A 14,181-nucleotide genomic window follows, 5' to 3' on the forward strand; every position below is an offset into this window, starting at 1 on the left:
TGATAGCAGACAGCCGGCGGCGTTGAGGATTTTTCGAATTCCAATACAGGGTAACATCATGAAATTACGTAGGAAGCGTGTAAAACCTATCGGGCTGGATGACGTCACCATTATCGATGACGCCCGCTTACGCAAGGCTATTACTGCGGCATCGCTGGGTAATGCGATGGAGTGGTTCGACTTTGGTGTCTATGGCTTTGTTGCCTATGCGCTGGGTAAAGTCTTTTTCCCGGATGCATCTCCAGGCGTACAGATGATCGCGGCGCTGGGTACCTTTTCGGTTCCGTTCCTGATCCGTCCGCTGGGTGGTCTGTTCTTCGGCATGCTGGGCGATAAGTATGGCCGCCAGAAAATTCTCTCTATCACCATTGTTATTATGTCGGTCAGTACCTTCTGTATCGGCCTGATCCCCTCTTACGCCTCTATCGGCATCTGGGCACCGATTCTGCTGCTGCTGGCCAAAATGGCCCAGGGCTTCTCGGTCGGCGGTGAGTATACCGGCGCATCGATTTTTGTCGCAGAGTACTCCCCGGACCGTAAACGCGGCTTTATGGGCAGCTGGCTCGACTTTGGTTCTATTGCCGGCTTTGTGCTGGGTGCAGGCGTTGTGGTGCTGCTCTCGACCATCGTCGGGGAAGATAACTTCCTTGAGTGGGGCTGGCGCGTGCCGTTCTTCCTGGCGCTGCCGCTGGGCCTGATTGGCCTCTATCTGCGCCATGCGCTGGAAGAGACCCCGGCTTTCCAGCAGCACGTTGATGGTCTGGAGCAGGGCGATCGTGACGGCCTGCGCGATGGCCCGAAAGTGTCGTTTAAAGAGATCGCCACCAAACACTGGAAAAGCCTGCTGGCCTGTATCGGTCTGGTGCTTGCCACCAACGTGACCTACTACATGCTGCTGACTTACATGCCGAGCTACCTGTCGCACAACCTGCACTACTCAGAAGATCATGGGGTGCTGATTATCATCGCCATCATGATGGGTATGCTGTTTGTACAGCCGATCATGGGCATGCTGAGCGACCGCTTCGGCCGTCGTCCGTTTGTTATCCTCGGCAGTATTGCGCTGTTCTTCTGTGCGATCCCGGCGTTTACGCTGATTAACAGTAACGTGCTGGGCCTGATTTTTGCCGGCCTGCTGCTGCTGGCGGTGATCCTCAACGCCTTTACCGGCGTGATGGCCTCGTCGCTGCCCGCGATGTTCCCGACGCATATTCGCTACAGCGCGCTGGCCAGCGCATTCAACATCTCGATTCTGGTTGCCGGTCTGACGCCGACCGTGACCGCCTGGGCAGTAGAAGCCAGCAATAACCTCTATATGCCTGCCTACTATCTGATGGTGGTTGCTGTCGTGGGTCTGATCACCGGTCTCTATATGAAAGAGACGGCGAACAAACCGCTGCGTGGCGCCACGCCTGCGGCATCTGACCTGGATGAAGCCCGTGAGATCCTGCAGGAGCATCACGACAACATCGAACAGAAGATTGAAGATATTGATGCCGAGATCGCACGCCTTGAGGCTAAACGCCGCAACCTGGTCGATCAGCATCCGGTTATTAAAGAGTAATATTCACCAGTCCCGCCGCCCGGCGGGACTTTTTTATCTCCCGTCTCCGCCTCTCAGCAGCACACATTCTTCATTACCCGACGTGAAAAAGAGTAAACTGTAGTCACTATTTTCATCCAAAAAAGTTGTGTGAACATGTCTGAATTTAATCTGATCCAGCGCCCGAGAAGGCTGCGTAAAAGCGCCTCTATGCGCGCAATGTTCCAGGAATCCGGCCTTAGCATCAACGATCTGGCGCTGCCGATCTTTGTTGAAGAAGAGGTGGATGACTATGTGCCGATCAACGCTATGCCAGGCGTGATGCGAATTCCGGAAAAACGTCTCGCGTATGAAATTGAGCGTATTGCCAAAGCGGGTATCCGCTCGGTAATGACCTTCGGTATTTCGCATCATACCGACGCCACCGGCAGCGATGCATGGCAGGAGAATGGCCTGGTCGCGCGTATGGCGCGTATCTGTAAAGATACCGTGCCGGAGATGATCGTGATGTCCGACACCTGCTTCTGTGAATACACCAGCCACGGCCACTGCGGTGTGCTGTGCGATCACGGCGTGGATAATGACCAGACGCTGATCAATCTGGGCAGGCAGGCGGTAGTAGCCGCGCAGGCGGGTGCTGACTTCATTGCCCCTTCAGCGGCAATGGATGGTCAGGTTAAGGCGATTCGTCAGGCGCTGGATGGGTCGGGCTTTACGGATACGGCGATTATGTCCTACTCCACTAAGTTTGCCTCTTCGTTCTACGGCCCGTTCCGTGAGGCCGCTGGCACGGCGCTGAAAGGCGATCGCAAGACCTATCAGATGAACCCGATGAACCGGCGTGAAGCGATCCGCGAATCCCTGCTGGATGAAGCCGAAGGGGCGGATTCGCTGATGGTTAAACCTGCCGGCGCCTATCTCGACATTCTGCGTGATATTCGCGAACGCACCACGCTGCCGCTGGCTGCCTACCAGGTGAGCGGTGAATATGCGATGATCAAGTTCGCCGCGCAGGCGGGTGCAATTGACGAGCGTAATGTCGTACTGGAAAGCCTGGGCGCCATTAAGCGTGCCGGTGCCGACCTGATATTCAGCTACTTTGCGCTGGATCTCGCCGAGCAGAAAGTGCTCTGATAAGCACTCTTCAGCCTGGCGGTCGCTATCGCCGGGCTGCTGATTTACACAATAATCGTGAGCACGTGAACCGCTTTTTCTGATCGAAATTTAAATAAATAACGCTGCTTTTATTCTGTTATTTCCAGAAATAACGGTAAAGTATTTATATAAAAACAAGACCATTCTTGATATGAGAATATATTAATCAAAAGCAGAAAAATAATTTAGCATGCCGCTATTTTATGCCGTTTAATTAACCTTCATAATAACGAGTGAAGGGAAAACATCGGCATGAAGCAGAAATATAATCAGCAAGTTATCGCCATAATAAAAGAGTGGATCACCGATAATCTGGAGCAGCGCCTGAGCATCGACGATATTGCACAGAAATCAGGATATTCGAAATGGTATCTGCAGAAATTATTTGCCCGCTATTATAGTGAAACGCTGGCGCGTTATATTCGCCGGAAAAAACTGACCCACTGTATTGCGGATCTTAAATACAGCGACACGCCGATTATTCGCCTGGCGCTGAAATACCATTTTGAAAGCCAGCAGTCGCTGACCCGTTCGTTTAAGCAGACGCTGGGTTGCACGCCGCTGCAGTGCCGCAGGCGCAGGTTGAGTCACGAAGCGGAAGCGCATATCCGCAACAGTGACGACCCCTGTGCGATTTGCCGGCGTATGGAGGGTAAACCGGGCTCTCCGGATGAAGACCCGCTGTGATCGGCCGGCAACACGCTTCGCGCCGGCCGCAGAGAAGCGCAATCGCTTTTATGCCACTGGCTTACCCGGCAGCATCACGGCTGACATGATCTGCCGGCAGCGCAGCGCCTCCTGACGCGCCTGCTGCTGCTGCGGCAAGGCCAGATCCTGCCACACCTGCTGCAGATGGGTTGCCAGGCCAGGCTGGAAGCGGATTTTCTGCAGCGCGTAATCGGAGTTACCGCCTTCAATAATCTGTTGCATCGCCTGCGGGCTGTTATCGCGCCCGTCGTGGGTCAGCGTACAGAATACAGCAATATAATAAGCTTTATCTTCATCATCATAATGTGGCATCAGCCACCATACGGTTGCGCTCAGCAAAATCAGCACCGGCAGCAGAAATTTCATTTTTAACATAGTGTCACAGGATCGGCGGAGTAAAAAACCTGGCGATAATAGCAGATTAGCGGCCCGGCTACCCGCCCGCGTGAGCCATCCGCGCCGGTTTCTGCGGATTCTCTTAAAGTTGTTGTTTTACGGTTTATTGATTGAGCAACTTCCCGCCCTTTGTTAATTTTAAAACTTCATTTCGCGCCGCTCAGGGTGCATTCAGGACGTTGCCACAGGGCCAGTTTTTTTGCCTGCATAAAAACTGCGATAGCTGACGGCCTGCGACAGGAAAAAGCATGAACAAAAATAACGTTAAAACGCATCTGGTCTCGCTGGGTCTGCGGGCAGAGAAGATGCTGACGCGGCGTAAACAGCTGGCAAGCTATAATCCGCGCGATGAGCAGGATATCGATATGTGCAGCCAGCCCGCCACCGGCACGCCGATCCCGCAGCAGATCTGGATGTACTGGGAGAGCGAAACGCTGCCCGCTGAAGTGCAGATTTTTGTGGATAAAATCGTCCGGGAAAACCCGGGTTACCAGATGACGGTGATTAACAATCGCAATCTCGCCCACTATCTGCCGGACCTGCAGTTTACGCATCCCGATATGCGTCCGTCGCACAAAAGCGATGTTATCCGCCTGGAGCTGCTTTACCGCTATGGCGGCATCTGGATGGATGCCACCATTATCCTCAACCGTACGCTGGATACGCTGCTGGCCGTTAACGCCGATGCGCGTTACGACCTGATTGCGTTTTATCGTGCCGGTTCAACGCACGATATGGCTTATCCGGTGATTGAGTCGTGGTTTCTTGCGGCTCCGGCGAACAATGCCTTTATTGGCCGCTGGCTGCACTATTTCCGCCCGATTGTGACGCTGGGGGCGGAGGCTTTCTTCCGGCAGCTGCTGGCGCAGCCTGACTATGACACCCTGGTGCAGGGGATTACGCCACCCGACTATCTGGTAGTCTATCTGGCGCAGCAGCAGGCGCTGCGCGAAAGCAATCATTACAATCTTTATCTGCGCAAGTGCGAAGCCAGCGCGCTGCTTTATCAAAGCCTGAGCGAGTGGCGTCCGGTCCGGCTGAGCCGCATGCTGATGGTCGATCGTCTGCCTGAGGTGCTGCCGCCGTTAACCAAACTCACCGGCTTCGATCGCAAATATCTCGCCACCAACCTGAAATATGGCGTGGTCAACCGCGACAGCCTGCTGGGACAGCTGCTGCTGAGCCGCCGGTAATGCTCAGAGCGCCTGGGCGCAGGCCCAGGCGGAACTCCACGCCCACTGGAAATTGTAGCCCCCCAGCCAGCCGGTCACGTCCGCAACTTCACCAATGAAATAGAGGCCCGGCACATCGCGCGCCTCCATGGTTTTTGAAGAGAGCTGGGTGGTATCGACGCCTCCCAGCGTGACCTCTGCGGTGCGATAACCTTCGGTGCCGTTTGGCTGTACCCGCCACTGGTGCAGTAACTGCGCCAGTTCAGCCTGCTGTTTGCTGTTGAGCTGCTTCAGGGTGACATCCGGAATCGAATTCATCGCCTGCAGAACCTCCACCAGCCGCTTCGGCAGGATCTTCGCCAGGCTGTTTTTCAGGCTGAGATTGGGATGTGCGCTGCGCTGCTCATCAAGGTAGTCGTTCAGCGCCAGCGCCGGCAGCAGGTTGACGCTGATAAACTCGCCTGGCTGCCAGTAGCTGGAGATCTGCAGCACTGCCGGACCAGAGAGACCGCGATGGGTAAACAGCATCGCCTCCTTAAACAGCGTGCCATCCTGCGCTTCGATGGTGGCCGGCAGCGCAACGCCCGACAGGGTGCTGAGCTGCTCCAGCAGCGGCTTATGCAGCGTAAACGGCACCAGTCCGGCGCGGGTCGGATAGACGCGCAGACCAAACTGCTCCGCCACTTTGTAACCAAACGGCGACGCGCCCAGTCCCGGCATCGACAGCCCGCCGCTGGCGATCACCAGCTTCTCTGCCCATACCTCTGCGCCATTAAGCTGCAGCCGGTATCCCCCGTTGTCACGCTCCGTGCTCAGCACTTCGCTGCGCAGCCGCAGCGTCACCGCACCCGCTTCACACTCTTTCAGCAGCATATCGACAATCTGCTGCGCGGAGTCATCACAGAACAGCTGACCCAGCGTTTTTTCATGCCAGGCGATGCCGTACCGGCTGACCAGATCGATAAAATCCCACTGGGTGTAACGCGCCAGTGCAGATTTGCAGAAGTGCGGATTGTGCGACAGGTAGGCCGCCGGCTCGGTATACAGATTGGTAAAGTTGCAGCGGCCGCCGCCTGACATCAGAATCTTACGGCCCGCTTTTTTGCCGTTATCCAGCAGCAGTACGCGGCGCCCGCGCTGTCCCGCCTGCGCTGCACAGAACATCCCGGCAGCACCTGCCCCTATTACGATAACGTCAAACTTTTCCACTGCGATGTCCACCTGATTACGAAAGGCGCTGATTGTAGTGATCTGCGGCTTTTTGCGCCACCTTCAAAAAAATGCCGTAAATATGTCATAATGTAACTGTTTCATTTTTCGGCTCTTTTACCTTGTTTTGTCCTCTGAGTTACCAATTTAAGACAAAAAAAGGCTATATTTCTCTTTCCCATACAGTGCGTTGTCGCAGATAATGCGCCGCGTTCATGTCCTCCAAAATGGCGTAACGTTTATGCTACATCTGTTTGCTGGTCTTGACCTGAGTACCGGCCTGTTATTGGTTCTTGCCCTGCTGTTTGTATTGTTTTATGAGGCAATCAACGGCTTCCACGACACCGCCAACGCGGTCGCTACCGTCATCTACACCCGTGCGATGCGGGCGCAGCTGGCAGTGGTGATGGCAGGTGTGTTCAACTTTTTTGGCGTGCTACTCGGCGGTCTGAGCGTGGCCTACGCCATCGTACATATGCTTCCTACCGACCTGCTCCTGAATGTCGGTTCGGCGCACGGCCTCGCCATGGTCTTTTCCATGCTGCTGGCTGCCATTATCTGGAACCTCGGCACCTGGTATCTGGGCCTGCCGGCCTCCAGCTCCCATACGCTGATTGGCGCCATTATCGGTATTGGTCTCACCAATGCGCTGATGACCGGCACCTCTGTAGTGGATGCGCTTAATCTGCCAAAAGTGATCAATATCTTTCTGTCGCTGATCCTGTCACCGATTATCGGATTGATCATCGCCGGCGGCCTGATTTTCCTGCTGCGCCGCTACTGGAGCAGTACGAAGAAACGTGCGCGTATTCATATGACCCCCGCTGACCGTGAAAAGATCGATGGCAAGAAAAAGCCGCCGTTCTGGACGCGCATCGCGCTGATTGTTTCGGCCATCGGTGTCAGCTATTCACACGGCGCTAACGACGGACAGAAAGGCATTGGTCTGATCATGCTGGTGCTGATTGGCGTGGCTCCGGCAGGTTTTGTCGTGAATATGAACGCTTCCGGTTATGACATCACCCGCACGCGCGATGCGGTTAATCATCTGGAGCAGTATTACCGCCAGCACGGCGATTCGCTGACGCACATTGTGCAGATGGCACCGCCTGCGCTGCCGACGCCGGAAGAAGTTCCGAGCGGCCCGCAGGAGTTCCACTGTGACAGCGCCCGTGCGCTGCAGGCTATCGGCCGGGCCCAGGGCCTGCTGAACAATCTGCAGAGCTACGATCAGCTCTCTGTCGATCAGCGCAGCCAGATGCGTCGTCTGCTGCTGTGCATCTCTGACACTGCAGATAAGGCGGCCAAGCTGCCGGAAACCGGTGCGGATGATAAGCGCTTCCTCAGCAAGCTGAAGGGCGATCTGCTTGGCACCATCGAGTATGCTCCGGTCTGGATTATCGTGGCCGTGGCGCTGGCGCTGGGTATCGGTACCATGATTGGCTGGCGACGTGTGGCAACCACCATCGGTGAAAAAATCGGTAAGAAAGGCATGACCTATGCGCAGGGTATGTCAGCGCAGGTGACCGCCGCCGTATCGATTGGCGTGGCAAGCTATACCGGTATGCCGGTTTCAACCACGCATATCCTCTCCTCCTCTGTGGCCGGCACCATGCTGGTTGACGGTGGCGGACTGCAGAGTCGCACCATTAAAAATATCGCCATGGCGTGGATCTTCACGCTGCCGGTCTGTATTTTGCTCTCGGGCGGACTCTACTGGATTGCGCTGCATCTGATTTGATACCGCACTATTCCGGTAAAAGGGCGACAGCAGTGTCGCCCTTTTTTATTGCCTGCGCGCGGAATAACGGTGTCGCTTTACTGCCAGATCGCCATCGCCACCAAACTCACCACGACCAGAAAACAGAGTCCGCTGGTCAGTACAAACTGACTGCGCACCCGTTCACAGCGGCGGATAAACTCATCGTCATGATGGTCAAGATAGCGCTTTAACCAGATATAGCGCACCAGCCGCACCTGTTTACCCGGCTGGCCGTGAGACGTAAAAAAGCCGGCACCATCAACATACTGGTACAACAGCGGATCGCAGCCGCGCAATACGTAGAGCAGCGCACGCAGGGAAGAGAAGTAGCGCGCCATATTCACCAGACAAACCACACAAAGAGCCCAAAAAAGCGCGATAGTGCTGATCATATTTCCCCCTTCTGGCTGGTACCGCAATGACGTGATATGCAGCGGGGAAGTGCTGCAGACGCCCTGTGGAAAATAAGCCAGCCATCGATAAGCAGATTGGCGTTGTTGTTTTACAGATCTGCGCCTCGCCACCAGAGAAAAGTGGCACGCAATTTCAGTGTAGAATATCTGCTCAAACTTTTTCCAGCGACGCGCTTCGTCAATATATGCATAACCTCCTGCTCAGTGGATCGTTATCACGCTCAGGCGCAGCGGTGCAGCATTTGCCGGTGACACTGGCTATACTCAGCAGATAACAACAGATCCTGCAGTTTCATTGAGTCACCGGCGCATCATCGCCGCTTCGCGCTAAGGAAAACGCCCGCCCTGGTTTGCGGGAGGGTAGCCCCCCAGAATATTGAGAAAGGAGTTTTATCATGGCCTATAAACATATCCTGATTGCAGTCGATCTCTCTCCGGAAAGCCAGCTGCTGGTGGATAAAGCGGTATCGCTGGCGCGTCCTTATGATGCCAAAATCTCGCTGATCCACGTTGACGTTAACTATTCCGATCTCTATACCGGCCTGATTGACGTAAATCTCGGCGATATGCAGAAGCGCATTTCAGAGGAGACGCACAGCGCCCTGAAAGCTCTCTCCGTCAGCGCAGGCTATCCGGTTGGCGAAACGCTGAGCGGCAGCGGCGATCTGGGCCAGGTGCTGGTGGATGCTATCCGGAAATATGATGTGGATCTGGTGGTCTGCGGACATCACCAGGATTTCTGGAGCAAGCTGATGTCATCCGCGCGTCAGCTGATCAATACCGTGCATATCGATATGCTGATTGTGCCGCTGCGCGACGCAGAAGAAGAATAAAAAAACAGGCCGGGATAACCGGCCTGTTTTATATCTGACGCCCTGCTCTGCCGCTTCAGGTTAGCGGCGGATAGATATCAAAACGGTGACTTTTTGTCACCACGGCAGACTGTGTCACCACGCCTGCCAGCGGCGGTGCGTAATCAGGACGCTTGACCACGATACGCTTTTTCGCCAGACGCCGCGCAGGCTCCAGCAGCGCATCGGCATCCTCATCAGCCCCCACCAGCGACTGAAATACGCGCATCTCTTTTTTTACCATCGCACTTTTCTGCCGGTGCGGATACATGGGGTCGAGATAGACCACATCCGGCGCGGGCGCGATATCGCTCAGCGCCTGCTGGCTCGCCACGTGCAGCAGCGTCAGCCGCTCGCGCAGCCAGCCGCCGATTTCGCTGTCGGCGTAGCCACGCTGCAGGCCATCCTCAAGCAGCGCGGCGACCACCGGGTGGCGCTCCAGCATCCGCACCCGGCACCCCAGCGCGGCAAGCACAAACGCATCGCGTCCGAGACCGGCCGTTGCGTCGACCACATCCGGCAGATAGCCGCCTTTGATGCCCACGGCTTTGGCCACCGCTTCGCCGCGTCCGCCGCCAAATTTGCGCCGGTGCGCCATGGCACCGGAGACAAAATCGACAAAAATACCGCCCAGCTTAGGCTCATCGCGCTTGCGCAGCTCAAGATGCGCAGACGTGAGCACCAGCGCCAGCGGCGCGTTCTCATCCTGCTCAAGGCCCCAGCGCGTTGTCAGCTGTAATAAGGCGCCGTCTCCGGCGCCTGTTTCATCCACTAAACCGATTTTCACAAGCCGGTTTATCCCTGGATGCCGTAGCTTTTCAGCATGGCATCAAGCTGCGGCTCGCGGCCGCGGAAGCGTTTGAACAGCTCCATTGGCTCTTCAGCACCGCCGCGCGTCAGGATATTGTCAAGGAAAGCCTGGCCGGTTTCGCGATTGAAAATGCCCTCATCGCTGAGGCGCGCCCACGCATCTGCTGCCAGCACATCGGCCCATAAATAGCTGTAGTAACCGGCGGCATATCCGCCTGCAAAGATATGGCTGAACGCATGCGGGAAGCGTCCCCACTGCGGCGATTCCACAACGGCAACCTGCTTCTTGACGGCATGCAGGGTATCCATAACCTTCGGCCCCTGCTGCGGGTCAAAACCTGTGTGAAGCTGCAGATCGAACAGGCCGAATTCAAGCTGACGCAGGATAAACAGCGCCGCATGGTAATTCTTCGCTTTCAGCATTTTTTCCAGCAGCTCGTCCGGCAGGGATGAACCGGTTTGGTAGTGACCGGAGATAAAATCCAGCGCATCCGGTTCCCAGCACCAGTTTTCCATAAACTGGCTCGGCAGTTCGACCGCATCCCACGGTACGCCGTTGATACCCGATATTCCCGGGACTTCAACCTGCGTCAGCATGTGGTGCAGACCATGGCCAAATTCGTGGAACAGCGTGATAACTTCGTCGTGCGTAAACAGGGCAGGCTTATCCGACAGCGGCTGGCTGAAATTACAGGTCAGATAGGCGATAGGCTTCTGCAGGCTGCCGTCCGCCTTGCGCATTTTATCAACGCAATTATCCATCCAGGCACCACCGCGCTTATGCTCGCGCGCGTAGAGATCGAGATAGAAACTGCCGCGCAGTTCGCCGCTTTCATCAAACAGGTCGAAGAAGCGGACATCATGATGGTAGATCTCAACGCCCTTGCGCTCTTTAACGTTGATGCCGTAGATACGTTTTACGACTTCAAACAGGCCTTTTAATACGCGGGCTTCCGGAAAATAGGGACGCAGCTGTTCATCACTGATCGCGAAGAGATGCTGCTTCTGCTTTTCACTAAAATAGGTGATATCCCAGGGCTGCATGTTATCAACCCCGTACACCTCTTTAGCGAACTCACGCAGCTGCGCCAGCTCCTGCTCAGCCTGTGGACGGGCGCGTTTTGCCAGATCGCCCAGGAAGTCGATGACCTGAGACGGGCTGTCGGCCATTTTGGTTACCAGCGACTTATCCGCGTAGGAGTCGTAGCCAAGCAGCTGGGCCAGCTCGTGGCGCAGCGCCAGCTGCTCTTCCATTATCGGGCCATTATCCCATTTGCCTGCGTTGGGTCCCTGATCGGAAGCGCGCGTAGCGTACGCGCGGTACATCTCTTCACGCAGGGCGGCGTTGTCGCAATAGGTGATAATTGGCAGATAGCTCGGGATATCCAGCGTCAGCAGCCAGCCTTCCTGCTTGCGTAGCTTAGCCTGCGCCTCGGCAGCGGCAAGCGCATCTTCAGGTACACCCGCCAGCTCCGCTTTATCGGTGACAAGTTTGGTCCAGCCCATGGTCGCATCCAGCACATTGTTGCTGTAGGCTGAGCCCAGCTCTGACAGGCGCGCCATAATTTTGCCATAGCGCCGCTGTTTGTCTCTTTCCAGCCCGATGCCTGACAGCTCGAAATCACGCAGGCTGTTATCAATAGCACGCTGCTGCTCCGGGCTGAGTGCAGCAAAGCCTTCGCTTTGCTTCAGGCTGCGATACGCCTTGTAGAGGCCCTCATGCTGTCCAACCCAGGTAGAATATTCAGAAAGCAGCGGCAGCACTTTGTCGAAGGCGTCGCGCAGATCGGGGTTATTTTTTACCGCATTCAGATGGCTGACAGGTGAAAATACGCGGCTCAGACGATCGTCTGCTTCTGCAATAGGCTGAACCAGGCTCTCCCAAGTGTAAGGCGCTCCCCGCGTTACCGCACGATCTACCGTATCACGGCACTCTTCAAGAACCTGAGTCACGGCAGGCACCACATGCTCGGGTTTAATGGCGGTAAAAGGGGGCAGGGTAAAAGGGGTAAGTAATGGGTTAGTCATAAGCGCGATCCTTTCATCATGGAATTATGGGCGCGAATACTCGCGCTACGCAATTTTACTAAAATGCGGGCGCCGGACATTAAAATCAATGCCGTAAAATGGAATAGAAGTAGGAAAAAACGCTCAAAATTGCATTTCCAGGCGCGATCTGGCAGCAAATTAAGCGTGAGCCTGAATCGGCCTGTCACTATTTTGCCGTGCCCTGCCCGCTTTCCCGCGGCTGGCCCGATGCGTACTGCGCTGCCGCAGCGCCGGGGCGGAGGCCGCAAAAGCCCAGCAATTTCTGTACGGTCCGGCTATAATCGCGCCATATTCAATCGTCAACTCCTTTGATCCAACTGCGGACCCCCATCTTTTATGCTGAGTTATCGCCACAGTTTTCACGCCGGCAACCACGCCGACGTGCTGAAACACACCGTTGAAAGCCTGATCCTCACCGCGCTCATGGAGAAGGATAAGCCCTTTCTCTATCTGGATACGCACGCGGGTGCCGGACGCTACCAGCTGAGCAGCGCGCACGCCGAGCGCACGGGTGAATATCTGGAAGGCATCGCCCGCATCTGGCAGCAGCCTGACGCGCCTGCGCTGCTGAAACCCTATCTAAACGCGGTGCGTAACCTGAATCCCGGTGGCACCCTGCGCTACTATCCAGGTTCACCGCTGATCGCCCGTTACCTGCTGCGCGAAGAGGATAAGCTGCAGCTGACCGAACTGCACCCCAGCGACTATCCGCTACTACGCACCGAGTTCAGCAAAGATGCGCGCGCGCGCGTGGAACGCGGCGATGGCTATCAGCAGCTGAAGGCGAAACTGCCACCGCCGGCGCGGCGCGGCCTGATCCTGATCGATCCCCCTTATGAGATGAAAAGCGACTACCAGGATGTGGTGAAAGGGATTCAGGAAGGCTATAAGCGCTTTGCTACCGGTATCTATGCGCTCTGGTATCCGGTGGTAATGCGCCAGCAAATCAAACATATGCTGCGCGATATGGAAGCTACCGGTATCCGCAATATTCTGCAGATTGAGCTGGCGGTGCGTCCGGACAGCGACCAGCGCGGCATGACCGCTTCCGGCATGATCGTCATTAATCCGCCGTGGAAACTCAAAGCGCAGATGGAAGAGCTGCTGCCGTGGCTGCATAAAACGCTGGTCCCTGCCGGCACCGGGCACTATAGCGTGACGCAGGTAGTACCAGAGTAACCGTCCGGCGCGTTAAATCTCCACAACAGCAAAATCGTGTGCCAGTTCGGTTGCCGCAAACACCGACTGGCACTCCGCCAGCAGCTTGTCCCGATCTGCAGAGAGATAGCGCGAGCTGAAGTGCGTCGCGATCATACGCTTAACCCCCGCCTGCTGCGCCACGGCTGCCGCCTGCACCGTCGTTGAGTGACCGCGCCCGTTGGCCTTCTCCGCCATTGCTGCCTCAAGCGTGGTTTCATGCACCATGACATCGGCGTTGGCCGCCAGCGCCAGCGCGGCGTCGGTCGGCGCGGTATCGCCAAATATTGCCAGCACCTTACCTGGCGTCGCGGGCCCCAGATAGTCTGCGCCGTTAATTTCGCGCCCATCCTCCAGCCGGATAACTTTTCCCTGCTTTAGATCCTGATACCAGGGGCCGCGCGGCACGCCCTCTGCTTTAAGCCGTGCGGCATCCAGAAATCCGGGCTTATCATGCTGCTCAATGCGGTAGCCGTAGCACTCTACGACATGATTCATCGGATAAGCGGTCACCCGGAACTCGCCGTTATCCAGTACCAGACCCGCCTCAATCTCCACGATTTCCAGCGGATAAGTGGTCCATGAACTGCTCAGGCTCAGCGCGTTTTCAACAAATGCCTTCAGCCCCTCAGGGCCATACAGCGTCAGCGGATCGAGCATGCCCGCCATCGAGCGGCTGGTAAGCAGGCCCGGCAGGCCAAAAATGTGATCGCCATGCAGGTGCGTAATGAAAATCTTCTCCAGTTTGCCAGGGCGAAGCGCCGAGCGCATAAACTGATGCTGCGTCGCCTCACCGCAGTCAAACAGCCAGGTGTCGCCACGCTTTGAGAGCGTCAGGGCGATCGCGCTGACATTGCGCTGTAAACTGGGCGCGCCCGCGCCGGTGCCTAAAAAAGTCAGATGCATAATAGCCTTA

General features: G+C 56.1%; 13 protein-coding genes. 7 read left to right on the plus strand and 6 right to left on the minus strand.

All coding sequences use genetic code 11. From position 1 onward, the window contains the following. Nucleotides 1-58: 58 nt before the first annotated feature. The 3 genes from proP (at nucleotide 59) to FS690_RS16095 (ending at nucleotide 3,385) form a co-directional block, all read left to right on the plus strand. Nucleotides 59-1,564, plus strand: coding sequence for a glycine betaine/L-proline transporter ProP (proP, locus tag FS690_RS16085; RefSeq protein WP_104086006.1), 1,506 nt, complete (start codon nucleotides 59-61; stop codon nucleotides 1,562-1,564). 135 nt (nucleotides 1,565-1,699) lie between these two features. Further along, nucleotides 1,700-2,677 (plus strand): porphobilinogen synthase, encoded by a 978-nt coding sequence (gene hemB / locus FS690_RS16090; protein ID WP_108570175.1) that lies wholly within the window; start codon nucleotides 1,700-1,702, stop codon nucleotides 2,675-2,677. Nucleotides 2,678-2,950: 273 nt separating this feature from the next. After that, the gene (locus tag FS690_RS16095) at nucleotides 2,951-3,385 is read left to right on the plus strand and encodes a helix-turn-helix domain-containing protein (RefSeq protein WP_052246457.1); all 435 of its coding nucleotides are present in this window, start codon (nucleotides 2,951-2,953) and stop codon (nucleotides 3,383-3,385) included. A 48-nt stretch (nucleotides 3,386-3,433) separates the two neighbouring features. Here FS690_RS16095 and FS690_RS16100 read toward each other — a convergent pair whose 3' ends face one another. Further along, nucleotides 3,434-3,781: a hypothetical protein gene (locus FS690_RS16100; RefSeq protein ID WP_145339895.1), complete on the minus strand. Its 348-nt coding sequence runs from the start codon at nucleotides 3,779-3,781 to the stop codon at nucleotides 3,434-3,436. Nucleotides 3,782-4,050: 269 nt separating this feature from the next. Here FS690_RS16100 and FS690_RS16105 point away from each other — a divergent pair, with 269 nt between their 5' ends. Further along, the gene (locus FS690_RS16105; protein WP_108570173.1) at nucleotides 4,051-4,995 is read left to right on the plus strand and encodes a glycosyltransferase family 32 protein; all 945 of its coding nucleotides are present in this window, start codon (nucleotides 4,051-4,053) and stop codon (nucleotides 4,993-4,995) included. A gap of 3 nt (nucleotides 4,996-4,998) precedes the next feature. On the opposite strand, the gene FS690_RS16110 is transcribed toward FS690_RS16105, so the two are convergent. Continuing rightward, on the minus strand, nucleotides 4,999-6,183 hold the full coding sequence (locus FS690_RS16110; RefSeq protein WP_071669272.1) for an NAD(P)/FAD-dependent oxidoreductase: 1,185 nt from the start codon (nucleotides 6,181-6,183) through the stop codon (nucleotides 4,999-5,001). Nucleotides 6,184-6,424: 241 nt separating this feature from the next. Between FS690_RS16110 and pitA the strand changes: the two genes are divergently transcribed. After that, nucleotides 6,425-7,924 (plus strand): inorganic phosphate transporter PitA, encoded by a 1,500-nt coding sequence (gene pitA, locus FS690_RS16115; protein WP_039381015.1) that lies wholly within the window; start codon nucleotides 6,425-6,427, stop codon nucleotides 7,922-7,924. 77 nt (nucleotides 7,925-8,001) lie between these two features. Here the strand turns inward: pitA and uspB are convergent, their stop codons facing one another. Then, nucleotides 8,002-8,337 (minus strand): universal stress protein UspB, encoded by a 336-nt coding sequence (uspB, locus tag FS690_RS16120; RefSeq protein WP_039381017.1) that lies wholly within the window; start codon nucleotides 8,335-8,337, stop codon nucleotides 8,002-8,004. A gap of 416 nt (nucleotides 8,338-8,753) precedes the next feature. Here uspB and uspA point away from each other — a divergent pair, with 416 nt between their 5' ends. Next, nucleotides 8,754-9,191 (plus strand): universal stress protein UspA, encoded by a 438-nt coding sequence (gene uspA / locus FS690_RS16125; protein WP_039381019.1) that lies wholly within the window; start codon nucleotides 8,754-8,756, stop codon nucleotides 9,189-9,191. A gap of 55 nt (nucleotides 9,192-9,246) precedes the next feature. Here the strand turns inward: uspA and rsmJ are convergent, their stop codons facing one another. Further along, on the minus strand, nucleotides 9,247-9,996 hold the full coding sequence (gene rsmJ / locus FS690_RS16130; RefSeq protein WP_145339896.1) for a 16S rRNA (guanine(1516)-N(2))-methyltransferase RsmJ: 750 nt from the start codon (nucleotides 9,994-9,996) through the stop codon (nucleotides 9,247-9,249). Nucleotides 9,997-10,004: 8 nt separating this feature from the next. Continuing rightward, entirely contained in the window at nucleotides 10,005-12,047 is a 2,043-nt protein-coding gene (gene prlC / locus FS690_RS16135) for an oligopeptidase A (RefSeq protein ID WP_039381023.1), read from the minus strand. Between the two features lie 357 nt (nucleotides 12,048-12,404). Between prlC and FS690_RS16140 the strand changes: the two genes are divergently transcribed. Further along, nucleotides 12,405-13,247, plus strand: coding sequence for a 23S rRNA (adenine(2030)-N(6))-methyltransferase RlmJ (locus FS690_RS16140; RefSeq protein ID WP_145339897.1), 843 nt, complete (start codon nucleotides 12,405-12,407; stop codon nucleotides 13,245-13,247). Nucleotides 13,248-13,259: 12 nt separating this feature from the next. On the opposite strand, the gene rnz is transcribed toward FS690_RS16140, so the two are convergent. Further along, on the minus strand, nucleotides 13,260-14,171 hold the full coding sequence (gene rnz, locus FS690_RS16145) for a ribonuclease Z (protein WP_094112214.1): 912 nt from the start codon (nucleotides 14,169-14,171) through the stop codon (nucleotides 13,260-13,262). Between the last annotated feature and the right edge of the window lie 10 nt (nucleotides 14,172-14,181).

This window comes from Pantoea sp. PSNIH1 (assembly GCF_007680655.1).
GTDB classification, from domain to species: domain Bacteria; phylum Pseudomonadota; class Gammaproteobacteria; order Enterobacterales; family Enterobacteriaceae; genus Pantoea; species Pantoea eucrina.